This window comes from Streptomyces sp. C36, assembly GCF_040932295.1.
Classification (GTDB): Bacteria; Actinomycetota; Actinomycetes; order Streptomycetales; family Streptomycetaceae; genus Streptomyces; species Streptomyces triculaminicus.
In genome coordinates this window covers 563,877-588,810 of sequence record NZ_JBFQGI010000005.1, presented here as the reverse complement: position 1 = coordinate 588,810, position 24,934 = coordinate 563,877, and the positions used below count along the sequence as shown (strand labels likewise).

Here is a 24,934-nt window from a genome sequence, read left to right as displayed (position 1 = left end):
CCTTCCCCCATGAGTGTGCGTAAACCGCAACTCTAGTCACTCCCGGCACGCGCCCCAACTGACCGCGAGGGAACGGCCGAAAGCCTGTCCCGGCGGCCGCGGCCGTTGCTAGCGTCGGTCTCTCGCGGACCGGAAAGAGTCGGCTCGCGGACCGCAAAGAGTCGGAAAGAGGAGCCCGGACAGTGGCTACAGAAGAAGAGACGGCGGCGCTGTACGCCATGGACATCTCGGGCGCCGAGTGGCTCAGCGCGCCGGGCGACACCTCCGAGGAGCGGGTGGAGATCGCCTATCTCGAGGGCGGGGCCGTCGCGATGCGGTCGTCCGCGGACCCGGACACCGTGCTGCGGTACACCGAGAGCGAGTGGCGGGCGTTCGTCCTGGGCGTGCGGGACGGGGAGTTCGACATCGAGGTGCCCTGACGGGTGCCCCGACGGGTGCCCTGACGCGGAAGGGGCCGGGGACGCGCTCGTCCCCGGCCCCTTCCGCGGGCGTCAGTCCGCCGACGGCGCGTTGATCGCGAAGATCATGCCGCTGCCCGCGTCCTCGTACTCGCCGTCGTCGATGAGCAGCAGACGGTCGTTGCGCAGGCGCGGATAGCCCTGGACCTTCGCCATCATCGCCTCGTTCTTGCGGTCCGCCTCCCGGTCGGAGTGCTCGACCGTGCGCAGGGCCTTCCCGCTCGCGGCGGACACATAGGTGACCCGGCCGCGGCGCTCGGCGGTCGCGGGCGTGTAGGCGGCGACCTCGCCGTCGCGCACGGACACGGGGAGGGTGACGCGGCCGGCGTCGGCCTTGTACGTCCAGCGTTCCTTGCCGGTGGCCAGGTCGTAGGCCATGGTCACGCCCTTGCCCGCGACGTAGAGGCTGTTCTTGTCGACGACGGCCCCGGTGCAGCCGGAGGTGGGGAGGAAGCAGAAGCCCAGCCGCCAGTAGCTGTTGTAGGGGACGCGCGTCCTGTCGTTTCCGTTCGCCGGGTCGAGGACGACGAAGTCGTCGCGGGCGTCCGGGCCGGCCTTGCCCGGGCTCTGCGTGATGACCAGGGGGCTGGTGGAGACGACGGACAGGATGCCGTCCTGCTTCTCCTCGATCTTCCTGCTCCACCGGGGCTTGTCGAGCTTCTCGGGATCGAGCGACCGGATCGTGGTGCCCTTGTCGCCGCAGTAGGTGATGGCGATCAGCAGGTCACCACCCGCGGTGTCGACCATCTCGCAGGCGTCCCACTTCTCGTCCTCGACCCGCTTGCCGTCCTTCAGGCGGCGCGTCTGTCCGCCGGTGCCCCAGATCGCGTAGGCATGGCCGTCGTGGAGCGCGATCTCGAGGCGCGCGTTCTTCCACTTCTCGGGGATGAGCGCTTCGGCGGCGTCCTTGTCGTCGACGATGAGCTCGTCCCAGATCCGGTGACCGTCCCTCAGGTCGACGGCCAGCATGCGCGCGCACGCGCCGCCGATCCGGATCGCGACGACGGCGACGTTGTCCTCGGACTCCCGGGAGGCGGCGCAGAGCGGGTCGGCGAGGAGGAAGGACCATTTCTTCTCGCCGGTCCTGACGTCGTAGGCCGTGACCATGTCCGGTTCGGCCTTGACGACGAGCGAGGAGGTGAACCAGGTGCCCGGCGCCTCCTTCATCCCCTTGTCGTCCGGTTTGGTGCGGGCCCCGGCCTTCCAGGCGACCGTTCCGGGGGCGTCCTTCGCGGCGGCGGCCGGCTTCTTGTGGCCCTGTCCGCCGTCGCCCAGGAAGGACCACAGCGCCCAGCCGCCGGCGCCGAGCACCAGGGCGAGCACCAGGCCGAGGACGGCGGGCTTCCGCCACACGGGCCGGCGTACGGGGGCGGCTGCGGGGTCGGGGGCGGATATCACGGGCGACGGCAGCGTGGGCGGTGCGAGCGGGGGCAGCGGCGCCGATGGCTGCTGGGACCGGTCGCCCGGCTGGGGCGGGTAGCCGTGGGGCGGTGGTTGCGACACTGACTGGACTCCTGCGTTCTCTGCGTTCTCGTTCGGTGGCCGGCGGCGGGGCCCGGTCAGTGGAAGGCCATGATCATCATGCTGTCGGTCATACCGATGTCCGAGACGATGTAGAAGCGCCCGTCACGGAAGTAGGCGGAGCCGTCGCGGGCGAGGCTGAGCTCCCGCTCGGCCGATTCCTGCGGAAGGTTCATGAAGACCCTGGAGTCGCCGGTCGCCGGGTCGACGGAGAGCAGTTTTCCGCCCTCTTCCTTGGTGGCCTCCTGGTAGACGAGCAGACGGCCCTCGTGCATGGCGAGCGGACGGTTGGTCCGGGTGCCGCCGAGCGGAGCGGTCCACCGCGGCTTGCCCGTGGCCAGGTCGATGGCGGCGATGGAGTTGAGGCCGTCCTTGTCCTTGTTCGTGGCGAGGTAGAGCGTCCTGTCGTCGGTGACCACCCTGCGGCAGGAGTCCAGATGCCGCGGCCTGCAGGCGTCGAGGTTGTAGGGGCCCGCGGAGACGGATATCAGGGGGCCCATGCGGCCCTTGTCGTCCAGGGTGACGATGTCCGAGGCGCTGGTCTCGTTCTCCCGGCCGACCACCAGCACCGCGGGGCTGACGGAGATGACGTTCTGCACGGCGATGCCGTTGAGGACCTTCCAGGTCCACTTCTCCTGGCCGCTCTTGGGGTCCACGTTCAGGATGAACTGCCGTCCATAGATGGGCTGGCACTGGGCGAGCGTGAGCTGCCCGGACCCCTTGACGACCGAACCCAGCTGCTGGCAGCCGTAGTCGGTGGCCTTGCTCTGCTTTCCGGTGCGGGCGGCGTAGACGTAGGGATCGCCCACGACGTCCGCCAGCGTGACATTGCCGTGGTCGACGGAGATGTTCGCCAGGTCCCGCCCCTGTGTGCGCCCCTTGGAGTCGACCACATCCTGCGACCACAGCTGCCGCCCGTGCTCGACGTCGACGGCCATGAGCTTGTCGCAGTCGTAGTCGCCCTTGCCCCAGACGACCGCCGCCACTCCCCCGTCGGACCCTGTGGAGGTGCTGCAGACGCGCCCGCCCACCGGGAGGGTCCAGCTCTGCTTGCCGCTCTCCCGGGAGTAGGCCGTCACCGCGTACCGCGTGGCCAGGACGATGGTGTCCTTGGTGAACCAGGGCGAAGGGAAGGAGTCCGCGTGCTCCTTGTCCTTGTCCGGCACCGGCGCCATCCAGTCGAGCTTGGCGTCGATGGGTCCGGCGGTCGTCTTCTTCTTGGGTGCGGAATCGTTTCCTCCCCGCCCCCACAGCAGCCAGCCGCCCGTGCCCGCGCAGGCCACCAGCAGCAGCCCCAGCCCGATGGCCAGGACCTTGCGGCGCTTGGTGGAACCTCCTCCCGCCGGGCCGCCGGCGGCGGCGTCCGGCGTGGCGGACACCGGCCCGAACGGCTGCGGCGCGGGGCCGAAGCCGGGCGGGGCCGTCGCCGCGTCCGCGAAGGACCGGCCGCCGTGGGGCGCCGGGGCGCCGGGCTGCGGCTGCGGCGACGGTGACGGTGACGACGACTGCGACGACGGTGACGGCGGTGACGAGGGCGTGCGGTCCTCGATGCGGGTGTCCCAGACCTGGGGCATCCGCGGGTCGTCGGCCCGGGGCGTCCGCGGGTCGTCGCCGCGTGGGGGCAGGGAGGGTGGCTGAGTCATGGGTTCCTTGGTGCGAATGCCGCCTCAGGGCAGGCGGCGGCGGTTACGGTCTCGTACGACCACGGCCGATCCGGTGATCATGGCCACCAGGGCGGCCGTGCCGCCCAGGGCGTACGTGGCCAGGCGTACCTGTCGCTCCCGCTCGCTCTCCCCGAAGGGGAGAGCCACGGGCTGGGGGGCGGCGACGGCATGCGCCGGGCCTTGGGGCGTGGTGACGTGGTCGACGGGGTGGTCGTCCTCGGTGAGCGCGCGGGCGGGGTCGACCACGCCCCATCCCACGTGGCGGTCGCGGCCGTTGGTGACGCGCTCGGCGGTCTGCTCGATCTGGGCGACGACCTGGTGCTGCTTCCAGTCGGGGTGCTTGGCGCGGATGAGGGCGGCGACTCCGGCGACGTAGGGGGCGGCGAAGCTGGTGCCGCGGTCGACGCACTGGCCGCCGCCGGGAACGGTGGAGACCATGTCGACGCCGGGCGCGGCGACGCCGATGAAGTCGCCGGACTGGGAGAAGGGGGCGCGTTCGTTGTTGCGGTCGGACGCGCCGACGGCCAGGACGCCCTTGTAGGCGGCCGGGTAGGTGGGCTTGGGCAGGCCGTCGGCGCCGTCGTTGCCGGCCGAGGCGACGACCACGACGTCGTGGTCGAGGGCGTATCCGACCGCGAGCTCGAGGTCGGAGTCCGGGTTCAGCGGCATGGTGGTGTCCTGCGAGATGTTGATGACGCGGGCGCCGGCGTCGACGGCCTGTTTGATGCCCACGGCCAGGGTGCGTGTGGTGCCGGTGCCCTTCTCGTCGTTCTGCCTGATCGGGATGATGACCGATTCCGGGGCGATGCCGACGAATCCACTGGCCGGGGAGGGCCGGGCGGCGATGATGCCGGCGACCTTGGTGCCGTGGCCGACGAGGTCGACGGTCGGGCCCCTGGCGGGGTCCTTGGGGCCCGAGAGCAGGTCGGTGCCGCTCTTGACGTCGACGGCGCCGGCCAGTTGCGGGTTCTTCACGTCCACGCCGGTGTCGATGACGGCGACGCGGACCGGGCGGCCGTCGGCGTCCCTGCCCTTGGTGTCCTGCCAGAGCTGGTCGAGGAGGACGCGCTGGAGCGCCCAGGGGGTGCCCTTGATGGGCTTGGCGGGGTAGTCGCACTCCCCGCTGCCGTTCAGGACCGTCGCCGCGCCTCCGCCGGGGGCGGAGGCGGGCGCGGCCGCGGCGGCCGGCGCGAGGAGGGCGACCGTGAGCGCCGTGATGGCGGCGAGGGCGGCCCGGCGGGCGAGGCGCATGCGGTGCCCTCCCTACGAACCCTGCGGCTGCCGGGCGCTGTTGGCGTCCAGCCGGGGCCCGGTCGGCAGGAACTGGGACCAGTTCGCGGGGACGGCGACCGGCGTGACGTTCTGGTAGCCGAGCCGGATACGGGCCTGGTCCGCCTCGCTGACCCCGGGGGCCGCGCCGTTCTCCGGGGAGCCGGGCTCCGCCGCCGTCCGTTCCTCGCCGATTCTCGACTTGGCCGTGGCGCTGTCGCTGTTGGACTGCACGGCGTAGCGCAGCCCGGTGTCGGTCACGAGGAAGACCGCGCCGCTGTTCGTCTGGCGCCCGGTGACCTGGCGGTAGAGCAGGCCGGAGCCGGGGGTGACGTACGCGCTGGTGGCGCCGTCGGGGATGGCGGCGGGGTACTCCTTGCCCGCCCACACGCCCAGCTTCGGGGTACCGCCCGCGTCGAGGCCGGTGAAGAGGCTGCAGACGGTGCCCTTGGCGTCGCCGCCGGCGTTGGCCTGACGCGGCACCTGGGTGGGCCAGTGCCGGTCGCCGTAGAACTCCTGGGCGTCCGGGGTGAAGTCGGCGGCGCTCACCCGCTGCGGCGTGCCGGCCTGGTCCAGCGAGCTGAGGGCGCGGCTGCTGAGGAGGAGCTTGGCGACGAACTCCGAGACGCGGGCCACCTTTCCGGGCAGGACGACGTAGTGCTGGGTGGAGGTGCCGGTCGGGGCCTGCAGGATCATGCCGACGCGATTGGCCTTGCCGAGCGTGGGCACACCGGCCGAATCGCCGATGGTGCCGCCGGTCTCGGGGAAGGTGACGGGCGTGCCCTCGCGGAGGGTTCCGAGCCATTCCTTGGTGACGCGCTGCGGCTGGGCGCCGTCGTGGAAGAGGGCGCGCAGCAGGAGGTTGTGGTCGGCCTCGTCCGCGTTCTTCCAGTCGGGTCCGCCGATGAGGTAGCGGGTGCCGCCGGGGTCGACGAGGTAGCGGGCGTCGTCCGGCCCCTGGACGTACAGCGCCTGTCCGCCGCGCAGCCGTTGGGTGCCGTCCAGTCGCTTGGCCTTGGGATCGCCGTCGGAGAAAAGGAAAACCGCCTTTTGAGTGGTTTTACCGCCGCCGCCGGGTTGTTGGCAGACTGCCCACTGTTTCCCATTCCCCGCCTGGGCGGCGGAGGGCATTCGGTCCGGTGCGTACGGAATGCCGAGCGTGGGGCCGCGCGGAATGTGTCCGTTGTCGAGCTCGGATTCCCGGACCTTGATCACCCCGGACTTGCCCGGGGAGATGAGGAGCCTGGCGGAGGCGAGATTGAGGACGGGATGCAGCTGCTTCTTGCCCTCCGTCACGAGCACGACATAGCGGGTGGTGGAGTCGCTGCCGACGATCACATGGGCGCCGACGTCGTCCCAGCCCTTGGGGGCCACCGGCTTGAACACGCCCCACGCACCGAAGCCCGCGACGAGCAGGGCCCCGACGACGACGCCGGGCAGGACCGTGCGCAGCGGGCGCGGGGCGCCTTCCTCCGAGCCGCTGAGCGACGGCTGCAGAAAGGCGGCAACTGTCCGTTTCTTCGCGAAAGTGTAGGCGTTGAGTTCATCCCGCCGAGATGCCATGTCGAGTGGTTTCTCCCCCGTTTTCCCTGCGACTTCACTGGCGCCTTGACCACGGCCGCGGCCGCCGCCCGATCGGATGCGCTGTCATACCGAGCCTCTACTATGCCCGTAGGTGATCGGCACCTGCCTCCGGGGGACGCCACCGGGCCCGGTGGCGACGGAGACCGCGGCCGATTTCCGGGGATTCATTACGGGACAGGGGGGATCGACGGCCATGGCCGCCACCACGCGCGTACGGGCCGGCGCCGGCCCGGAGTCCGGCGCCGACGCGGTCACCCCGCGCCCGGCCCCCGGACACGGCTCGCAGGGCCCGGTGCGGCTGCGACAGCTCGTGCTGGTCGAGGTGGCGGCCGCCGTGGTGGTCACCGCCTGGGCGGCCGCGCGGGCCCTGCTGGTCCCCGCGGTGGCGCTCGCCCTGGTCCTGACGCTGCTCGCGCTGGTTCGCCGGGGACGCCGGCCGGTCACGGAATGGCTGGCGTCGGCCGTCGCCCTGCGGCGGCGCGGCGGCCGGGCCGCGGCCTGGCCGCCGGCCGTGGGCACGGACGCCCGGCTCGCGCCGCTGATGGAGTGCGAACCGGCGCTGCGCACCGCTTCCTTCACCGTGCACAACGACCGGACGCTCGGGCTGGTCGGCGACGGCACGTTCCTGACCGCGGTGTTGCGGGTCGAGGCCGTGGACCGGCCGCTGCGCGCGGACCGGGTGGCGGGCGCGCTGCCGCTGGGACTGCTGCGGGACGCCCTGGACATCGACGACATCCGGCTGGAATCGGCACAGGTGGTGCAGACGACGCTGCCCTCCCCCGCCCCGGACCTGCCCGCCGGAGCGCTGCCGGCCGTGAACTACGCACCCTTGCAGGCCCTCACGGGCTCCCCGGCCGTACGCCAGACCTGGGTGGCGCTGAAATTCGACCCCGAGCTGTGCCCCGCGGCCGTCGAGGCGCGCGGCGGCGGCGCCGAAGGGGCGCGGCGATGCCTGCTGCGGGCGGTCGACCAGCTGGCGAGCCGGCTGCGGGGGGCCGGATTCGCCGCGACGCCCCTGACCGAGGACGGTCTGACGGCCGCCCTGGCGGCGGCGGCCGACCTCAATCCGGCGGCCACGGACCGGGCGGCCCTCGCACCCGTGCCCGCCCGGCGGACCGCCGAGAGCCCCCGGGCCTGGCGCTGCGACGACCGCTGGCACACGACGTACTGGGTGAGCCGCTGGCCTCGGCTGGGCGGAGGCGCGGCTCCCCTGCCGCAGTTCGCCGCGCTGCTGACCTCGCTGCCCGCGCTCTCCACCACGCTGAGCCTCACCCTCGGGCGGGGCCGGACGGTGCGCGGCCGGCACGCGCCGACCGTGTCGGGACACATCCGCATATGCGCCCGCGGTGCGGACGAACTCCAGGAGACCGGGCGGGAATTGGAACGCGCCGCCAAGGCCGTACGAGCGGGGATCGTGCGGCTGGACCAGGAGCAGGTGCCCGGCGTGCTCGCCACTCTGCCGCTGGGAGGCACCCGCTGATGAACGCCGGCACACCCGTGAACGCCACGCCCCGGCCGCGGTTGGGCTTCGGCCTGCTCGGCCCCCGGCGCGGGCGGCACGAGCTGCCGCCCGAGCAGTTCGACGCGCTGGCCCTGCCCGTCGGCGACGACGGCGTGGTCATCGGCTCCGACGCGCAGGGCGCGCCCGCCGTGCTGGGTCTCGCCCGCCCCTCCGCGTTCGACGTCGTGCTGGTGGGCGGCGCGTGGACGGCGCAGGTCCTCGCCCTGCGCGCGGTCGGCACGGGCGCGCGGGTCGCCGTCGAGACCGGGCGTCGGCAGCTGTGGAGCACGCTCGCTCAGTCGGCCAACAGCGGCCGGCAGTGCGTCACGCTCCACGACGTCGGTCGCGTCCCGCCCCAGGGGCCGTCGGCGCACAGCCCCGTGCTCCTCGTCCGCGACTGCGGTGCACGGCCGCCGCGCGGCCGGGTCGGCGCGGCCCCCTGGCAGTCCGTCCTGACTCTCCTGCCCTACCTCGGCCCCACCACTCCGCGCCTCATGGAGCGGGCGGACCTCGTGGGAGTGCAGCGCGTCGCCCCCGAAGAGGCCCTGCTGGTCGGCCGCACGATGAACCTTCCCGCCGACGACGTCGAAGCGCTGTCCGCCCTTCCGGACGGGGTCACGCTGTGGTGCACGCCTTCCGCCCGCACCTATGTGACCACGCGTCCGACCGAGCCGGAGACGGGCCTCCTGGGCGCCGCACGACGCATGGAGTGACACGCCGCGAGCGGGGTGGGGCGGGCCTGACGCCGTGATGCGGATGACGATTAGTCTGTATGAACGTACGCACTGGAGAACCGACGCCGGGCCTGTCGCGTGACAGCCGACGAGAACGGGCGTTCGGGGCGACAGGAACGGTCGGCCCCACCGGATGACATCCATGGGCGCCGGACCACACCAGCAGGAGGCATTGTGAGCAGCGATCGGGACGAGATCCGCGCGGCCGGGAAGACAGCCGGCGAGGACCGGCCCGACACCGAGCACGAACCCGAACACACGGGTGAGTTCACCATCGATTACACGCCGCCCGCGTGGTACACGCAGACCACGACCCCGGCCGCCGACCCGGCTCCGGCGCCGGCTCCGGCCCCGCTCGAGGAGGCTGTTCCGGCTCCGGCGGACGAGGTTCCGGCTCCGAGCCCCGTCGACCTCGCCACCATGGCGTTCTCCGCCGTGGAGCCGTCCCCCGAGCCGGTCGCGGAACCGGCCGCCGCCGAACCGGCCGCGCCGCAGGCGCCCGTGGGGGCGTGGAGCCCGCCGCCGGTGCCCCAGGGGGCACTGCCGCCGCTGCCGCCCGAGTTCCCGCCCGCGATGCCGCCCGCGCCCCCGAGCGCTCCACAGCCCGCCGCCTACGAACTCCCCCACCCGCACCCCGACGCGACGGACGCCCCGGAGGCGGCGCCCGCCGCCGCGCCGGCCGCTCCGGAGGGCCACGACCACCCCGCACCGCAGGGCGGTTACGGCTACCCCGGCCCGGAAGCGGCGGCCGCCCCCGCCCCGACCGGCGGTTACGGCTACCCCGGCCCGAGCACGCCGCCCGCTCCCCCGGTCGCGCCGGCCTTCCCGGTCGCGCCGGTCGCGCCGGTCGCGCCGGTCGCGCCGGTCGCGCCGGTCGCCGAGACGCCCGTAGCGCCGCAGGAAGCGCCGGAGGCCCTTGAGGTCCCGGCCCAGGCGGTTCCGGCGACCCCGGAAGCCCCCGAGGTCCCGGCGGTCGCGACCGCGCCGGTCGTCCAGGAGGCCCCCGAGTCGCCGGTGGCTCCGGCCGTACCGGCCGCCCCCGTCGCCGAGACGTTCACGCCCCAGGAGGCGCCCGTCGCGCCGACGGCTCCGCCGGCTCCCGAGGCCCCGGCTCTTCCGGCTGTTCAGGCGGCCCCGGAGACGCCGGCCGCCGACGCGTCCGTGCCGCAGGCCGCACCCGCGGCTCCTGTGGCCCCGGCGACCCCGGCCGTCCCGCCTGCCGACGCACCGGCGCTGGACGTCAACGCCCCCGGCCCGTACGCCACTCCGGCCCCGGCGCCCGCACCCGTACCCGCACCGGTCCCGCCCATCGCTCCGGTCGCCGACGCACCCGTGCCCCCCGCCTACGGCTATCCGACCCCCGCCACCCCGGCCCCCGCCACCCCGGCCCCGGCGCTCAACGCGCCCGTGCCCACCGCGGGTTACGACTACCCCGCACCCGCCGCACCCGCCGCGCCCGCGCCCGCGCCGCAGGACGGCTACGGCTATCCGCGGCCGGACCTGACGGCCGTTCCGGCACCGGCGCCCATCGCGGCCGCCCCTGCCGCTCCGGCCCCGGCCCCGGCCCCGACTCCTCAGGACGGCTACGGCTACCCGCGTCCCGACGCGGCGGCCCCGGCCGTCCACACCCCCGTCCCGGTCGCCCCGCCGGGCGGCTACGGCTACCCCGCCGCCCAGCCGCCGGGTGCGCTGCCCCCGGCCGTGGTCCACAGTCAGCCGGCGCCAGTTCAGCCCGCGCCCGGCGCGTACGCGCCGCCGGCCCCTCTCCAGCCGCAGGCCCAGGCCCAGGCCCAGCCGTACCCCGGCATGCCTCAGCCGCAGCCGCAGGCCGACGGGGTGCCGCAGGAGGTGCGGGAGGCCCTGGACCGGGGGCCGAGCCTGCCCCAGCCGTGGGCGGGGGAACAGGGCTACCCCGCGCAGCCGGTGGCCGACGACGGCGGCGTGCCCGGGGCGCCCGCCGACCCCCGTGCCGGGGGCTGGCCGACCATAACGCCCGAGCAGCGGCAGCGGTCCGTGCACGGGGCGCCGCTCGGGTTCACGGCGGCGGTGGAGCTGTCCTCCGAGCGGCTGCTCAAGGGCAAGCCCAAGCCGCGCAAGCAGCCCAGCAACCGCTTCAAGTTCGGCGGCAAGAAGGAAGAGGCGGAGCGTCAGCGCAAGCTCGAGCTGATCCGTACGCCCGTGCTCTCGTGCTACCGGATCGCGGTGATCAGCCTCAAGGGCGGCGTCGGCAAGACGACGACCACCACCGCGCTGGGTGCGACGCTCGCCAGCGAGCGCCAGGACAAGATCCTCGCGATCGACGCCAACCCCGACGCCGGTACGCTCGGCCGTCGCGTGCGCCGCGAGACCGGCGCGACCATCCGCGACCTGGTGCAGGCGATCCCGCACCTCAACAGCTACATGGACATCCGCCGTTACACCTCGCAGGCGCCCTCCGGACTGGAGATCATCGCCAACGACGTGGACCCGGCCGTCTCCACCACCTTCAACGACGAGGACTACCGGCGCGCCATAGACGTGCTGGGCAGGCAGTACCCGATCATCCTCACCGACTCGGGCACCGGCCTCCTCTACAGCGCGATGCGCGGGGTGCTCGACCTCGCCGACCAGCTGATCATCATCTCGACGCCGTCCGTCGACGGCGCGAGCAGCGCCAGCACCACCCTGGACTGGCTGGCGGCGCACGGTTACGGCGAGCTGGTGTCGCGCAGCATCACGGTGATCTCGGGCGTCCGGGAGACCGGCAAGCTGATCAAGGTCGAGGACATCGTGTCGCACTTCGAGACCCGCTGTCGCGGCGTGGTCGTCGTGCCGTTCGACGAGCACCTGGCGACGGGCGCGGAGGTCGACCTCGAGATGATGCGGCCCAAGACCCGCGAGGCGTACTTCCACCTGTCGGCCATGGTGGCCGAGGACTTCACCCGGGCCCAGCAGCAACAGGGCCTGTACGGAGCGCCCGCCCCGCAGCAGGCGCACCAGCAGCCGCAGCCGGCGCCGCACCAGCCTGTGCAGCCGCTGCCCGGCGGGTACGCGCCGGAGGGCGCCCCCGCCCCGTACCCGTACGGCGGCGGCGCCCAGCCCGACCCGTACGCCCCGTACCCGCAGCAGGCGCAGCCGCCGCACTACCCGGAGCAGGGCGGCTGGTCCCAGCCGCAGCCCCCGCAGCAGTAGCCGCGGCGGGGAACGACGAGGCCCCCGGGCGCCGTAGCGCCCGGGGGCCTCGTCACATACCGGTGGATCAGCCGGCGACGACGGCGGCCTCGTGCGCCGCGACCATGTCGCGCGCCCGCTTCACGTCGTCCGCCATGCACTCCAGCAGTGCCTCGATGGACTCGAACTTCTCCATGCCGCGCAGGTAGGAGAGGAAGTCCACGCCCGCGTGCAGCCCGTACAGCTCGAGGCCGACACGGTCGATGGCGTAGGCCTCCACGGTCCGCTCGGTGGCGTCGAACTGCACGTTCGTGCCGACCGAGATCGCGGCGGGCATCGACTCGCCGCCGGCCGTCAGCCAGCCCGCGTAGACGCCGTCCGCGGGGATCGCGGTGTGCGGCAGCGTCTCCACGTTGGCCGTCGGGAAGCCCAGCTCGCGGCCGCGCTGCGCGCCGCGCACGACGACGCCCTCGACGCGGTGCGGGCGGCCGAGGATCTCCATCGCGCCCGCGACGTCGCCCTCGGCGACCAGGCGCCGGGCCAGGGTGGAGGAGAACGGCAGTCCGCCGCCCGCCTCGCCGGAGACGAAGAGGTCGATGACCTCGACGCCGAAGTCGTAGGTGGCGCCGAGCTCCTCGAGGAAGCCGACGTCGCCCGCCGCACGGTGGCCGAAGCGGAAGTTGGGGCCCTCGACGACGAGCTTGGCGTGCAGCTTGTCGACCAGCACCTTCACCACGAAGTCGGCCGGCGACAGCTTCGAGAACTCCGCCGTGAACGGCAGGATCAGCACCGCGTCCACGCCGAGCTCCGCGATCAGCTCCGCGCGCCGGTGGTGCGGCGCCAGCAGCGGCGGATGGCTGCCGGGACGGACGACCTCGCTGGGGTGCGGGTCGAAGGTCACCACGACCGAGGGCACGCCGAGCTCGCGCGCCCGGTCCACGGCCCGGCCGATGATCAGTTGATGCCCGCGGTGCACGCCGTCGTACGAGCCGATGGTGACGACGCTGCGCCCCCAGTCCTGGGGGATGTCCTCCAAGCCACGCCAGCGCTGCACTGTGCCCGCTCCTCGCCCGAACCCGAACCTTTGTCTGTCTGATGACGCAGGACTAAGAGTGCCATGCCGGTTGGCGGCGTCCCGCATCGGCCGGTGCGGTGCCGGTCACGTCCGCTGGGTGTGTGGGATCCGATGCGCCCCCCTGACCCCTCCCACCCCCCTTCTCACGCCCCGCCGTCAGCCGGATGCGGGCGCTCGGGCCCACGACCACGGCCCACTGCGCGGGCGCCGATTTCAGCCATCCGCGTACTTGATCGCCGAAGACCGGGACCTCCCGGGCCAGCTGGGTCAGCCGCCGGTCGAAGCACGCGGCCCCCTCGGGCGTGCGGGCCATCAGCAGGCCGGTGCGGTGGACGAGGTCGCGGGTACGGGCCTCGGTGCGCTCGGCGGCGCCCGCCGCCACCGCTCTCAGCAGCGCGTCGAGGACGGTGGCGTCCCGCTCGGACGGCCCGTACTCCTCCCGCTCCATCAGCACCTCGAGCAACTCCTGGCGCAGGGGCCGGGAAACCGGGGTGCCGGGGTCGGCGAGCACGGGCGCGAGGGCGCGGCGGACGTGGGCGGGCCGGGTGCGCAGCAGGTCCACGACGAGCGGGAAGAGCACGGAGCGGGCGGCGGGGCCGTCCTCCAGGCGGCGGTCGACGAAGGCGGCGGCGTTCTCCGCGCCCTCCGGGCGGTGCTCGACGTGCTCCCGTACGAGATCGGCGACCCGGCGGGCGAGGGCCGGGGCGGCGACCTCGGCAAGCGTGCGCAGCACGGCGGCGGGCCGGTCGCCCGGTTCGTAGAGCCGGGCGCGGAAGGCGGCCAGCACGGGCTCGGGGTGGGTGGTCAGGGCCGGGGCGAGGACCTCGGGCGGCAGGTGGGGGTCGCCGGCCGCGAACCGGCCGACGGCCTGCGGCAGGTGCCGGGCGCGGGTGCCGGGGTCGCGGACGAGCAGGGCGAGCGCGGTGCCGTGCAGGGCGCCCTCGGCGGGGCGGGCCAGCAGGGCGAGCGCGGAGAAGCGCAGCAGCTCGCGGTCGGCCTCCGTGGTGACGTGGGGCGCGGTCCGCAGCCCGTACGCGGCGGCGGCGACGTGGCGCTCGACACGTTCGTCGTGCGCCCACCGGTCCACGGCCCGGCAGAGCGCGGACGGCTCGTCCTCGGCGAGGGCTGCCAGCAGCTCGTCGGCACGGGGATGACCGGCCTGCACGAGCGCCTCGGCGAGGTCGTCGATGGCCCGCCTGCGGTGGGTGTGCAGCAGCGCCTGGGCGGCGGTGGCCACCGTGGGCCGCACCAGGGCGCCGTCGGGAGCGGTCTGCAGCGGCCGCTCGTCGCCGAACCAGCGGCAGAGCAGGGGCTGCGCGGCGCAGGGGTTGTCCGCCAGCAGGGTGGCGGCGGCGGTCAGGAAGCGGTCCGCCTGGGGCGGGCAGGAAGGGACCGGCGGCTCGTCCGTCCCCGCCGGGGCGGGGGTACGGGCCGTGGCGGCGCCGCGCGTCTGGCCGGGTACGTGCGGGAGGGGGCCGCCCCGGGAAGGGGCGGAATCGTGCGCCTGCCCGCTCTCCGGCCGCCGGCCGGAGCCCGCCGGCCGGGCCGCTCCGGCGCGCGGCTTTCCGCCGCCGCGCCGACGGCCGGGCACCCGCCCGACCACGGGCTCGCGGGCGCCCTGGGCGGAGCCGGCGGGATCCACGGCCCGGGGGGCTCCGTCCTCGTCCTCGGCTTCGTCCTCATGCCGCGCCTGACCCGGTACGCGCGCCCCGGCCCCGGCCTCGTCGGTGCGCGCCCCGTCCGCTTCGGCCTCCCAAGCGCCACGCGTGCGTGCCGGGGCATCGTCCTCCTCCGCCCCCTCGGGCCGCCCCGGGCGGACGGCACCGGCCGACGTGCCGGGTGTCCCCTCGCCCCGGTCCCCGGCGGCGTCCGGCGCGGTGTCGTGCCGCTCTCCGACCAGAGCGTCCACACCGGCGCCGACGCCCCCGCCGAGCTCCCACTCGACGTCGACCCAGCCGCCGACGTCACCCTCCGCCCCGGGGCCGTCCGCCCCGGTCGCGTCCGGCACCCCACCGACACCACCGGCAGCGATCGCCGGGCCCTCGGCACCGCGGCCCGTACCGACCGCACCCGCCGCGTCCTCCGCCCCGCCGACGACCGCCCGGCCCGGGACCGCCCCTCGCCCCGCGCCCGCCGGCAGCGCGGCCTCCTCGGCCGTCGCCGCTCCCGGGGGCGGGGCGTCGGCCGGGAGGAGGATGCGCAGGAGCTCGAGCCGGTCGGCGAGGACGAGCGGGACGCGGCGCCAGAACCACGGGCCGAACTCGGCGAGACCGCCCAGCGCGGGAGCCGCCTCGCCGTCGAAGCCGCCGACGGCGACCGAGCGGGCGGTGACGCGCTCGGCGAGCAGGCGCAGCACGCCCAGGTAGGGCGTGGCGTCGGGAACCCGCAGCAGCGTCTCGCCGAGCAGATGGGCGGCCCACCAGGAGGGGTCGCCGAGCGGGCGGCCCGCGCCCTCCTCCTTGGCCTCGGCCTCCGCCGCCCGCTGGGCGAGCGTCTCGACGGCGTGGACGAGGGCGCTCAGGCGGCGGGAGAGCTCGGTCGGCCCCGACCGGCGGGCCAGCAGGAGCATCGCCTGCAGCACGGGCCCGATGCGGTGCCGTGGCACGGGCAGGGGCCGGGGCGGCTCCGCCGGGGCGCCGCGCTTGCGGCGGCGGGACGCGCCGGCCCGCGCGGCGCCGGCGGAGCCGGGCGGGGGCGGTACGTGGCCTCCGGGCACGGGCATGGGGCCGCCGCCGGCCCGCGAGGGCAGGCGGACGGCGGCCTCGGCGGGCGGGCCCTCCGGTTCGTACCAGCGGTGGACCAGCGCGTGCAGCGCGGCGTCGAGGTCGAGGTGGGTGCCCTGCAGCCAGTCGGCGAACTCCTCGTGGGCGAAGCGGTAGCCGGAGCCGGCCGGTACGAGCAGGCCTTCGGTCAGCACGGCGGACGCCCAGCCCGTGCGCCAGGGGAACAGCTCCTCGAACGCCTCCCGCTCGAGCTCGCCCTGCCCCGGCCCGAGGCAGCGCCGGGCCGCCTCGTGGACCTGTCCGGCCACCCGGGCCGCGAGCCTGCGGACCGCCGCGCCGCGCAGCGGCGGCCTGCGGGCGGCGGCGAGCCGGACGGCGATGCGCAGGCAGATCAGGTCGAGGTGGGCGGCGAAGACGCCCCAGCGGTCGGGGGCGGCCTCGCCGTCGCCGCCTGCGCCCTCCGTGCCGTCCGGGAGCGCGGCCCGGACCTCGGCGAGGAGCCGGAGGGCCAGGGGGTGGCCCGCGTCGGCAGGGGCGATGGCGTCCGGGGGGATGCCGTAGGAGGCCCGTGCCTCGGCGGCCTGGCCGGGGGTCAGCGCGGCCAGCCGCGAGCAGGGCGGCAGGGCGCGCGGGCCCGGCGCGGACGGCAGGTCGCGGGGGCCGTGGAGGGCGTGCGGGGGGAAGAGCGCGCCGGCGGTCTCCCAGTGCTCGGGGCGGCAGGCCACGATCAGGCGGGCGGCGTTGGCCTCGAGCCACTTGGCGGTGGCGGCCGTCCAGGCGGGCAGGGCGTGGGCGAGGACGGGCGGCATCTCCTCGGGCCCGTCGAGGAGGACGAGCAGGGGGCGGCCCATGCGGCGGGCCAGCTCGGCGACGGCCTCCGGGGTGGCGGCCGAGGTGTCGCCGACGGTGCCCGTGGCGCCCGCCGAGGCGGTGACGATCCGCCCGGCGGCGGTGAGGGCGCGCGCGAGGGCGTCCCGCACGCTGTCGTCGCCCACGCGCAGGTCGGCGCCGCGCAGCCAGAGCGTGGGGGCGGGCTCGGCGCCGCGCGCCCGGCGCCCGGCCAGCGCGCCGAGCTCCGTGGTGCGGCCGGTGCCGGGGTCGCCGACCAGCCCGAGGACGTAGCCCCGGCTGCCCGGGTCGGCCTCCGTGAGCTCGAGGAGGTCGATGAAGTCGAGGAAGCGACCGAACTCGCGCTCGGTCTCCGGGCGCTCCACGGGGTCGCGCCAGACGCGCGGGGTGACGACCGAGCCCAGGGCGGTGGCGGTCAGCTGCAGCGCCCCGGCGAGGTTGAGGTCGGCTCCGAAGGCCGGGACGCTGGCGTCGTTGCGGTGCAGCAGCTGGGCCAGCGGTCCGTCCGGGTCGGCCGCGGCGGCCGCGCGCAGCGGGATGGCGAAGCCGGCGGCCCGGCGGTCGGCCTGCAGCGCGGTACCGAGGACAGCGATGACGGCCCCGCCGGCGGCGTCGAAAACGGGCCCGCCGGTGGCCTCCTCGCCGAGGCGCAGCCCGGCGCGCTCGGACAGCGACAGCTCCAGCGCCGCCCCGAGCAGATGGAAGCGGTCGGTGGCGGTGTAGGTGACCGGGACGTCGCCGATGATCCGGGCGTTGTGCCAGCGCCCGGCGCGCAGGCGTACGTCCCTGCCGCCCTCGACGCGCTCGGCCGCCGCGACCGGCAGCGGGGGCACGCACAGGCCCTCCGTACGCACCAGGGCGAGGTCGTACTCGGGCAGGGGCGTGACGTCCTCGGCGGAGACGACGCAGGTCAGCTCGCCGTGGGCGTGCAGCACCAGGCGGGCGAGGCCGTCGACCGCCTCATGGCTGGTGATCAAAGTGCCGCGGTCGTCGGCGAGGAATCCCGTACCTCGCGCGCGACCGGCGAGGTCGCGGATGCGTACCAGCGACTCTTCGGCATCGGTCCGCCGACCGTTCATCCGAGTCGAACCTCCCGCCGTGTTCGTCCACACGACGGTAGGCAGCGGATGATCGGCGAAACCAGATCACATCCTGAACGCGCCCCCTTCCACCCCCCTGGTTCACTCCGAGCGCCTGCCCGTTGGGGTGAATCATCCGTCCCGGATGGATAGAGACCAGTGGGAGGGGGATCGTGGGGCGGGGATCGCGCGACGCGCGCTCCCCGCCCCACGGTGTGCGGGGCCGCCCGAGGGCGGCCGCCGCGGCGTCGCTAGACGAAGACGGCCAGGCTCTTGGCCTTGCCGCCCTGGTTCTCCACCAGCACGAGGAAGCGGCCGTCGGGGCCGAAGACCGCGAGGGGCCCGGTGGTGTCGAACATCGGCACCTTGATCCGGACGCCGTTGGCCAGCAGGCGGGCCTGCTCGGCGTTCACGTCCCAGCGCTGGAAGGCGGCGGAGGCCGCCTCGGCGACGGGCATCACGGTCAGCTCCTCCTGGAGCTGGTCGAGCGTGCGGGCGTCACCGATGCCGTACGGACCGACCCGGGTGCGCCGCAGCGCGGTCAGGTGGCCGCCGACGCCCGTGTCGGCGCCCAGGTCGCGGGCGATGGCCCGGACATAGGTGCCGGAGGAGCAGACGACGGAGACCAGCAGGTCCTGCACCGGGGTGCCGTCCGCCGCCTCGGCGGGGTGCACGGCGTGCACGGTGAAGGACGAGATCGTCACCGGCCGGGCGGGGATCTCGAAGTCCTCGCCCTCGCGCGCCCGCTTGTACGAGCGCACGCCGTCGATCTTGATCGCGCTGACCTTGGACGGCACCTGCATGATGGCGCCGGTCAGCTTGGCGACGCCGGCGTCGATGGCCTCGCGGGTGACGCCGGAGGCGTCGGCGGAGGAGGTGATCTCCCCCTCCGCGTCGTCCGTGACCGTGTTCTGCCCGAGGCGGATGGTCGCCACGTACTCCTTCTCGGTCAGCGCGAGGTGACCGAGGAGCTTGGTGGCACGCTCGACGCCGAGGACGAGCACGCCGGTCGCCATCGGGTCGAGCGTCCCCGCGTGGCCGACGCGCCGGGTGCGGGCGATGCCCCGCATCTTGGCGACGACGTCGTGCGAGGTGAAGCCGGCCGGCTTGTCGACGATGATCAGGCCGTCCGGACCGCTGTACTTCTGCTTCATTCGGCGGCAGCGTCCTTGTCGTCCCCGTCCTCGCCGGGCTTGCGGTACGGGTCGGCCTCACCGGCGTACCGGGCACCCGAGGAGGCCTGGCGCACCTGGGCGTCCGAGGCACGCGCCCGGTCGAGGAGGTCCTCGATGGCACGGGCGTTGTCCGGCAGGGCGTCCGCCACGAACGTCAGCGTCGGCGTGAACTTGGTGCCCGCGGCACGGCCGACCTCGGAGCGCAGGATGCCCTTGGCGCTCTCCAGCCCGGCGGCCGCGCTGGCGCGCTCCTCGTCGTCGCCGTAGACCGTGTAGAAGACCGTGGCCTCCCGCAGGTCGCCGGTGACCCGGGTGTCCGTGATGGTTACATGCGAGCCGAGCCGCGGGTCCTTGATTCCGCGCTGCAGCTTCTGAGCGATCACCTCGCGGATGAGGTCCGCCAGCCTCTTCGCCCGCGCGTTGTCGGCCACTGGTCCGTCTCCTTCTCGTCTTCCAGCATTGTGCTCTCGGCGCCAGCCGACCGCTCAGTCGTCATGGTCGCCGTGGAACCGCCGTCGTACCGACAGCAGCTCCACTTCAGGACGTGCGGCGACCCAGCGCTCGCAGCGGTCCAGTAGGTCTGTGAGGTGCCCCGCGTCCCCGGAGACCGCCGCCACGCCGATGACGGCCCGGCGGTAGAGGTCCTGGTCTCCGACCTCCGCCACGCTCACCGCGTACTTGCGGTGCAGCTCGGCGACGATCGGGCGGACGATGGAGCGCTTCTCCTTCAGCGACCGTACGTCGCCGAGAAGAAGGTCGAAGGACAGTGTCCCTGCATACATGCGTTACGGGTGAGGCCCACCCGGGAGGCGTGAGTGATGTGCCGGTACCTGGCGGTACCTGATGTACGAGCTCTTCGAACCGTACACGCAACGGCCGGGGCCGATCGACGGAAATATGATCCGCCGACCGGCCCCGGGGTGGAGCTACGCGATTCAGCCGCGCGGCTTCTCGCGCATCTCGTACGTCGCGATGACGTCGTCGATCTTGATGTCGTTGAAGTTTCCGAGGTTGATACCGCCCTCGAAGCCTTCGCGGATCTCGGTGACGTCGTCCTTGAAACGACGCAGACCGACGATGTTGAGCTCCTCCGCGATGACCTTGCCGTCGCGGATGAGGCGCGCCTTGGTGTTGCGCTTGACCTCGCCGGAGCGGATGAGAACACCCGCGATGTTGCCCAGCTTGGACGAGCGGAAGATCTCGCGGATCTCCGCCGTACCGAGCTCGACCTCTTCGTACTCCGGCTTCAGCATGCCCTTGAGGGCCGCCTCGATCTCCTCGATCGCCTGGTAGATGACCGAGTAGTACCGGACGTCGACGCCCTCGCGCTCGGCCATCTGCGTGGCACGGCCCTCGGCGCGGACGTTGAAGCCGATGACGATGGCGTCGGAGCCGGTCGCCAGGTTGATGTCGGACTCGGTGACCGCACCCACACCGCGGTGCAGGATGCGGATGTCGACCTCTTCGCCGACGTCGAGCTGGAGCAGCGAGGACTCGAGAGCCTCCACCGAACCGGACGCGTCGCCCTTGATGATGATGTTGAGGTCCTGCACCAGGCCGGCCTTGAGCACCTTGTCGAGGTCCTCGAGGGACACCCGGCGGGTGCGCTTGGCGAAGGCGGCGTTGCGCTCACGCGCAGCGCGCTTCTCGGCGATCTGGCGAGCCGTACGGTCCTCGTCGACGACGAGGAAGTTGTCGCCGGCGCCCGGGACGTTGGTCAGACCGAGGACGAGGACCGGGGTCGACGGACCCGCCTCTTCCACGTTCTGGCCCTTGTCGTCGAGCATCGCGCGGACACGGCCGTAGGCGTCACCGGCGACCATCGTGTCGCCGACGCGGAGGGTACCGCGCTGGACGAGCACGGTGGCCACGGCGCCGCGGCCACGGTCGAGGTGGGCCTCGATCGCAATACCCTGCGCGTCCTGCTCCGCGTTGGCGCGCAGGTCGAGCGAGGCGTCCGCGGTGAGGACCACGGCCTCCAGCAGGCTGTCGATGTGCAGGCCCTGCTTGGCGGAGATGTCGACGAACATGGTGTCGCCGCCGTACTCCTCGGCCACCAGACCGAACTCGGTGAGCTGACCGCGCACCTTGGTCGGGTCGGCACCCTCGACGTCGATCTTGTTGACCGCGACCACGATCGGCACGTCGGCCGCCTTGGCGTGGTTCAGCGCCTCGATCGTCTGCGGCATCACACCGTCGTTCGCCGCCACCACGAGGATCGCGATGTCGGTGGACTTCGCACCACGGGCACGCATGGCGGTGAACGCCTCGTGACCCGGGGTGTCGATGAAGGTGATCGCGCGCTCTTCGCCGTTGACCTCGGTGGCGACCTGGTACGCACCGATGTGCTGCGTGATACCGCCGGCCTCGCCCGCGACGACGTTCGTCTTGCGGATCGCGTCCAGCAGTCGGGTCTTACCGTGGTCGACGTGACCCATGACGGTCACGACCGGCGGACGGGAGACGAGCATCTCCTCGCCGCCCTCGTCCTCACCGAACTCGATGGAGAACGACTCGAGGAGCTCGCGGTCCTCCTCCTCGGGGCTGACGATCTGAACCTGGTAGTTCATCTCGTCACCGAGGAGCGTCAGCGTCTCGTCGGACACCGACTGGGTGGCCGTGACCATCTCGCCGAGGTTCATCATCACGGCGACGAGCGACGCCGGGTTGGCGCCGATCTTCTCCGCGAAGTCGGTGAGGGAGGCACCGCGGGACAGACGAATGCTCTCGCCGCCACCACGGGGCAGCATCACGCCGCCGACGGACGGGGCCTGCATGGCCTCGTACTCCTGGCGCCTCTGCCGCTTCGACTTACGGCCACGACGGGCCGGACCGCCGGGACGGCCGAAGGCACCCTGCGTGCCACCACGGGCACCGGGGCCGCCGGGACGACCACCGAAGCCGGGACGACCGCCGAAGCCACCGCCGCCACCGGGAGCGCCACCGCCACCGGGACGACCGGCGAAGCCGCCGCCGCCACCGGGACGACCGCCGCCACCGGGACCGGCCGGACGACCGGCGAAGCCGGGACGACCGGCACCGCCGCCGGGACGACCCGCGCCGCCGCCGGGACCGCGACCGCCGCCGCCGGGGCCCGGACGCGGGCCGGCAGCGGGACGCTGCGGCATCATGCCGGGGTTCGGACGGTTACCGGCCGGGGCACCGCCGGGACGCGGAGCGCCACCGGGAGCCTGCGGACGGGGCATGCCGCCGGGCGTCGGGCGGGGACCGCCCTGACCCTGCGGACGCGGGGCGCCGCCGGGGCCGCCCTGCGGACGGGGAGCACCGGGACCGCCGGCACCCGGACGCGGGGCGCCACCCGGACGGGGGGCCTGCGGACGGGCCATGCCGGTGGAGCCACCGGACGTGAAGGGGTTGTTGCCCGGACGGGGACCGGCCGGACGGGCGCCACCGGGACGCGGGGCACGCTCACCCTGACCACCCGGGCGCGGGGCGCGCTCGGGACGGCCGCCGTCACGCTGACCGGCGGGGCCGGGACGCGCGCCGGGGCGCGGACCGGGGGCACCACCGGGACGCGGCGCGGGGCGGTCCTGGGAGGGGGCGGCCGGGGCCGGCGCGGAGAACTCCGCGGCGGGCACCGGGGTGACGGGGGCCGGCTTGGCCGGAGCCGCCGGAGCGGGCTTCGGGCCGGGGCGCGGACCAGGGGTCGGCGCGGCACCGGCCGGCTTGGGGGTGGGGGTCTCCGCAGCCGGCTTGGGGGCCGGGGCAGCGGGACGGGGGGCACCCGGAGTGGGGGCACCCGGCTTCGGCGCGGCCTTACGCGGCGCCGCGGGCTTCGCAGCGGACTTGCCGGCGTTGCCGCCGGGCCCCTGCAATGCGTCAGTCAACTTACGGACGACCGGCGCCTCGATGGTCGAGGACGCCGAACGGACGAATTCACCAAGTTCTTGGAGCTTGGCCATGACGACCTTGCTCTCCACTCCGAACTCCTTGGCGAGTTCGTATACCCGGACCTTAGCCACTTCGCTCCTTCTAGGTCCGGGTGTCCGCCGGACCGTCGCTACTTCATGGGCGTACTCATCGCGTACTCATCGAGTGCTCATCGCAATCTCGACCTACTTCCAACTCGCGAGGTACCTGACGTGGGTCATCCCCGCACGATCACGGGGCCGATCTACTGCTGCTCGGTCTGTTCGACGTACTGGCGCAGTCGCGCCGTGTCGAGCGGTCCCGGGACCTTGAAGGCCCGGGGAAACGCCCGGCGGCGCACCGCCAGATCGAGGCAGACCAGTGTGGGATGCACGGAGGCACCCCGGCCGGGCAGCGTACCGCGAGGATCGGGGACGCAGGCGCCCTCGATCACCACGGTCCGCAGCAGTTCGCCCTTGGCCGCTCGCTCCCGGCACCCCACACAGGTGCGCTCAGGGCATGCGCGGGCATGCGTCCGGCCAGACACTGGTTAAGTCTACCTCCCCGCGCCGACCTCACCCCTTCGGGGCACCGATCGTGCGCGTATGCGTTTCGGCCAAGATCGGCCAGGAACAAGGGCCCCGAACAGGCCCACCCGGGGCGGCACGGCCTTCGACGGTCGTTTTACGGACCAATCGAGGCCGCTCGGGGCCGCTTGTCGCGCGCCCCCTGCCGCTTCCGTGCGCCTTTACTCGCCCTGCTGCTCGGTGTCCGGGCGGATGTCGATCCGCCATCCGGTCAGCCGCGCCGCGAGCCGGGCGTTCTGCCCCTCCTTGCCGATGGCGAGGGAGAGCTGGTAGTCCGGCACGGTCACCCGGGCCGAGCGGGCGGCGAGGTCCACGACCTCCACCCTGCTCACCCGTGCGGGGGACAGCGCGTGCGCCACGAGCTCCGCCGGGTCGTCCGACCAGTCGACGATGTCGATCTTCTCGCCGTGCAGCTCGGCCATGACCGCGCGGACCCGGCCGCCCATCGGGCCGATGCAGGCGCCCTTGGCGTTCAGGCCGGAGCGGGTCGAACGCACCGCGATCTTGGTGCGGTGACCGGCCTCACGGGCGATGGCGGCGATCTCCACCGAGCCGTCCGCGATCTCCGGGACCTCCATGGCGAAGAGCTTCTTCACCAGGTTGGGGTGGGTGCGCGAGAGCGTCACGGACGGGCCGCGCACACCCTTCGCCACCCGTACGACGTACGTGCGCAGACGCGTGCCGTGCTTGTACTCCTCGCCGGGCACCTGCTCCTGGACCGGCAGGATGGCCTCCATCTTGCCGATGTCGACCAGGACGTTCTTGGGGTCCTTGCCCTGCTGCACGATGCCCGCGACGACGTCGCCCTCGCGCCCGGCGAACTCACCGAAAGTGATCTCGTCCTCGGCGTCGCGCAGACGCTGGAGGATGACCTGCTTCGCGGTGGTCGCGGCGATCCGGCCGAAACCGGACGGGGTGTCGTCGAACTCGCGGGCCTCCTCGCCCTCGGCGAGGTCCTGCGGGTCCTCCTTGGCCCAGACCGTCACATGCCCGGTCGACCGGTCCAGCTCCACGCGGGCCCGGCGGCGGCTTCCCTCGGTGCGGTGGTACGCGATGAGGAGGGCCGACTCGATCGCCTCGACCAGCAGGTCGAAGGAGATCTCCTTTTCCCGCACCAGACCCCGCAGGGCGCTCATGTCGATGTCCACGGCTACGCCTCCTCTTGAAACTCGTCTTGAATGTCGTCGGCGGACTTTTCCGCCGCCTTGCGATTGAACTCGATTTCCACGCGCGCCTTGGCGATCTCGCCGAAGGCCAGCCTGCGGGCGGTGGGCTTGCGGCCCTTGACGCCCGGCACCTCCAGGTCGAGACCCTCGTCGTCCACGGAGACGATCCGCGCGACGAGCTCCCCGCCCTCGGCCAGCTGCGCCTTGATCAGGCGGCCGGTGGCCCGGACGTAGTGCCGGTGCTGGGTCAGGGGGCGGTCCGCACCCGGAGAGGTGACCTCGAGGACGTAGGGCGCGCCGCCCATGACGTCCGTCTCGTCGAGCGCGGCGGAGATGTCGCGGCTCAGATCCGCACAGGTGTCCAGCTGCACGCCCTCGTCGGAGTCCACCACGATGCGCAGCACACGCCGCTTGCCGGCCGGCGTCACCTCGACCTCTTCCAGGTCCAGCTCCCGCGCGCTCACGAGAGGGGCCAGCAGCTCGCGCAGCCGCTCGCTCTGGGTGGTGCTCATCCGGGTGACTCCTCGGC

General features: G+C 74.0%; 17 protein-coding genes. 4 read left to right on the top strand and 13 right to left on the bottom strand.

Features of this window, described 5'->3' with window-relative positions:
• The first annotated feature begins 218 nt into the window (after nt 1–218).
• A complete protein-coding gene (locus AB4K12_RS19000) occupies nt 219–419 on the top strand; it encodes a DUF397 domain-containing protein (protein ID WP_362250674.1) in 201 nt (66 codons plus the stop codon).
• Nucleotides 420–491: 72 nt separating this feature from the next.
• Here the strand turns inward: AB4K12_RS19000 and AB4K12_RS18995 are convergent, their stop codons facing one another.
• From AB4K12_RS18995 to eccB, 4 genes are read right to left on the bottom strand one after another with little or no spacing between them, the layout of a single operon-like run.
• Nucleotides 492–1,961, bottom strand: a complete 1,470-nt coding sequence (locus AB4K12_RS18995; protein ID WP_368435249.1) for a PQQ-binding-like beta-propeller repeat protein — start codon at nt 1,959–1,961, stop codon at nt 492–494.
• Between the two features lie 56 nt (nt 1,962–2,017).
• Nucleotides 2,018–3,622: a PQQ-binding-like beta-propeller repeat protein gene (locus tag AB4K12_RS18990; RefSeq protein WP_368435248.1), complete on the bottom strand. Its 1,605-nt coding sequence runs from the start codon at nt 3,620–3,622 to the stop codon at nt 2,018–2,020.
• A gap of 24 nt (nt 3,623–3,646) precedes the next feature.
• A complete protein-coding gene (gene mycP, locus AB4K12_RS18985; RefSeq protein ID WP_368435247.1) occupies nt 3,647–4,894 on the bottom strand; it encodes a type VII secretion-associated serine protease mycosin in 1,248 nt (415 codons plus the stop codon).
• A 12-nt stretch (nt 4,895–4,906) separates the two neighbouring features.
• On the bottom strand, nt 4,907–6,475 hold the full coding sequence (gene eccB / locus AB4K12_RS18980; protein WP_368435246.1) for a type VII secretion protein EccB: 1,569 nt from the start codon (nt 6,473–6,475) through the stop codon (nt 4,907–4,909).
• A 214-nt stretch (nt 6,476–6,689) separates the two neighbouring features.
• Between eccB and eccE the strand changes: the two genes are divergently transcribed.
• From eccE to AB4K12_RS18965, 3 genes are all read left to right on the top strand, one after another.
• Complete coding sequence (gene eccE / locus AB4K12_RS18975) at nt 6,690–7,976, top strand: type VII secretion protein EccE (protein WP_368435245.1); 1,287 nt, start codon at nt 6,690–6,692, stop codon at nt 7,974–7,976.
• On the top strand, nt 7,976–8,710 hold the full coding sequence (locus AB4K12_RS18970; protein WP_368435244.1) for a hypothetical protein: 735 nt from the start codon (nt 7,976–7,978) through the stop codon (nt 8,708–8,710). The genes eccE and AB4K12_RS18970 overlap by 1 nt, the downstream gene beginning before the upstream one ends.
• Nucleotides 8,711–8,905: 195 nt before the next feature.
• Nucleotides 8,906–11,902 (top strand): SCO5717 family growth-regulating ATPase, encoded by a 2,997-nt coding sequence (locus tag AB4K12_RS18965; protein ID WP_368435243.1) that lies wholly within the window; start codon nt 8,906–8,908, stop codon nt 11,900–11,902.
• 67 nt (nt 11,903–11,969) lie between these two features.
• Here AB4K12_RS18965 and AB4K12_RS18960 read toward each other — a convergent pair whose 3' ends face one another.
• The 9 genes from AB4K12_RS18960 to rimP all read right to left on the bottom strand — a co-directional run bounded on the left by AB4K12_RS18960 (nt 11,970) and on the right by rimP (nt 24,917).
• Complete coding sequence (locus AB4K12_RS18960; RefSeq protein ID WP_086574273.1) at nt 11,970–12,935, bottom strand: bifunctional riboflavin kinase/FAD synthetase; 966 nt, start codon at nt 12,933–12,935, stop codon at nt 11,970–11,972.
• A gap of 52 nt (nt 12,936–12,987) precedes the next feature.
• Nucleotides 12,988–17,607: a trypsin-like peptidase domain-containing protein gene (locus AB4K12_RS18955; RefSeq protein WP_368435242.1), complete on the bottom strand. Its 4,620-nt coding sequence runs from the start codon at nt 17,605–17,607 to the stop codon at nt 12,988–12,990.
• A gap of 251 nt (nt 17,608–17,858) precedes the next feature.
• Nucleotides 17,859–18,761: a tRNA pseudouridine(55) synthase TruB gene (gene truB, locus AB4K12_RS18950; RefSeq protein ID WP_362250164.1), complete on the bottom strand. Its 903-nt coding sequence runs from the start codon at nt 18,759–18,761 to the stop codon at nt 17,859–17,861.
• Nucleotides 18,758–19,213 carry a 30S ribosome-binding factor RbfA gene (gene rbfA, locus AB4K12_RS18945; RefSeq protein ID WP_086568736.1) on the bottom strand — a complete coding sequence of 152 codons (456 nt, stop codon included), beginning with the start codon at nt 19,211–19,213 and terminating at the stop codon, nt 18,758–18,760. Before rbfA ends, truB begins: the two co-directional genes overlap by 4 nt.
• Nucleotides 19,214–19,267: 54 nt before the next feature.
• Nucleotides 19,268–19,564 (bottom strand): DUF503 domain-containing protein, encoded by a 297-nt coding sequence (locus tag AB4K12_RS18940; RefSeq protein ID WP_086568734.1) that lies wholly within the window; start codon nt 19,562–19,564, stop codon nt 19,268–19,270.
• Nucleotides 19,565–19,717: 153 nt separating this feature from the next.
• Nucleotides 19,718–22,765 carry a translation initiation factor IF-2 gene (gene infB, locus AB4K12_RS18935; RefSeq protein ID WP_368435241.1) on the bottom strand — a complete coding sequence of 1,016 codons (3,048 nt, stop codon included), beginning with the start codon at nt 22,763–22,765 and terminating at the stop codon, nt 19,718–19,720.
• 152 nt (nt 22,766–22,917) lie between these two features.
• Nucleotides 22,918–23,199 carry a YlxR family protein gene (locus tag AB4K12_RS18930; RefSeq protein ID WP_368435239.1) on the bottom strand — a complete coding sequence of 94 codons (282 nt, stop codon included), beginning with the start codon at nt 23,197–23,199 and terminating at the stop codon, nt 22,918–22,920.
• 201 nt (nt 23,200–23,400) lie between these two features.
• Nucleotides 23,401–24,387, bottom strand: a complete 987-nt coding sequence (gene nusA, locus AB4K12_RS18925; protein ID WP_086570288.1) for a transcription termination factor NusA — start codon at nt 24,385–24,387, stop codon at nt 23,401–23,403.
• 2 nt (nt 24,388–24,389) lie between these two features.
• Nucleotides 24,390–24,917: a ribosome maturation factor RimP gene (gene rimP / locus AB4K12_RS18920; protein WP_086570287.1), complete on the bottom strand. Its 528-nt coding sequence runs from the start codon at nt 24,915–24,917 to the stop codon at nt 24,390–24,392.
• Nucleotides 24,918–24,934 lie beyond the last annotated feature (17 nt).

What these genes read in the sequence shown, in the direction of transcription:
- AB4K12_RS19000 (WP_362250674.1), top strand. Translation starts at nt 219, where the DNA reads ATGGACATCTCGGGCGCCGAGTGGCTCAGCGCGCCGGGCGACACCTCC.
- AB4K12_RS18990 (WP_368435248.1), bottom strand. Translation starts at nt 3,622, where the DNA reads ATGACTCAGCCACCCTCCCTGCCCCCACGCGGCGACGACCCGCGGACG.
- mycP (WP_368435247.1), bottom strand. Translation starts at nt 4,894, where the DNA reads ATGCGCCTCGCCCGCCGGGCCGCCCTCGCCGCCATCACGGCGCTCACG.
- eccB (WP_368435246.1), bottom strand. Translation starts at nt 6,475, where the DNA reads ATGGCATCTCGGCGGGATGAACTCAACGCCTACACTTTCGCGAAGAAA.
- eccE (WP_368435245.1), top strand. Translation starts at nt 6,690, where the DNA reads ATGGCCGCCACCACGCGCGTACGGGCCGGCGCCGGCCCGGAGTCCGGC.
- AB4K12_RS18970 (WP_368435244.1), top strand. Translation starts at nt 7,976, where the DNA reads ATGAACGCCGGCACACCCGTGAACGCCACGCCCCGGCCGCGGTTGGGC.
- AB4K12_RS18955 (WP_368435242.1), bottom strand. Translation starts at nt 17,607, where the DNA reads ATGAACGGTCGGCGGACCGATGCCGAAGAGTCGCTGGTACGCATCCGC.
- truB (WP_362250164.1), bottom strand. Translation starts at nt 18,761, where the DNA reads ATGAAGCAGAAGTACAGCGGTCCGGACGGCCTGATCATCGTCGACAAG.
- AB4K12_RS18940 (WP_086568734.1), bottom strand. Translation starts at nt 19,564, where the DNA reads ATGTATGCAGGGACACTGTCCTTCGACCTTCTTCTCGGCGACGTACGG.
- rimP (WP_086570287.1), bottom strand. Translation starts at nt 24,917, where the DNA reads ATGAGCACCACCCAGAGCGAGCGGCTGCGCGAGCTGCTGGCCCCTCTC.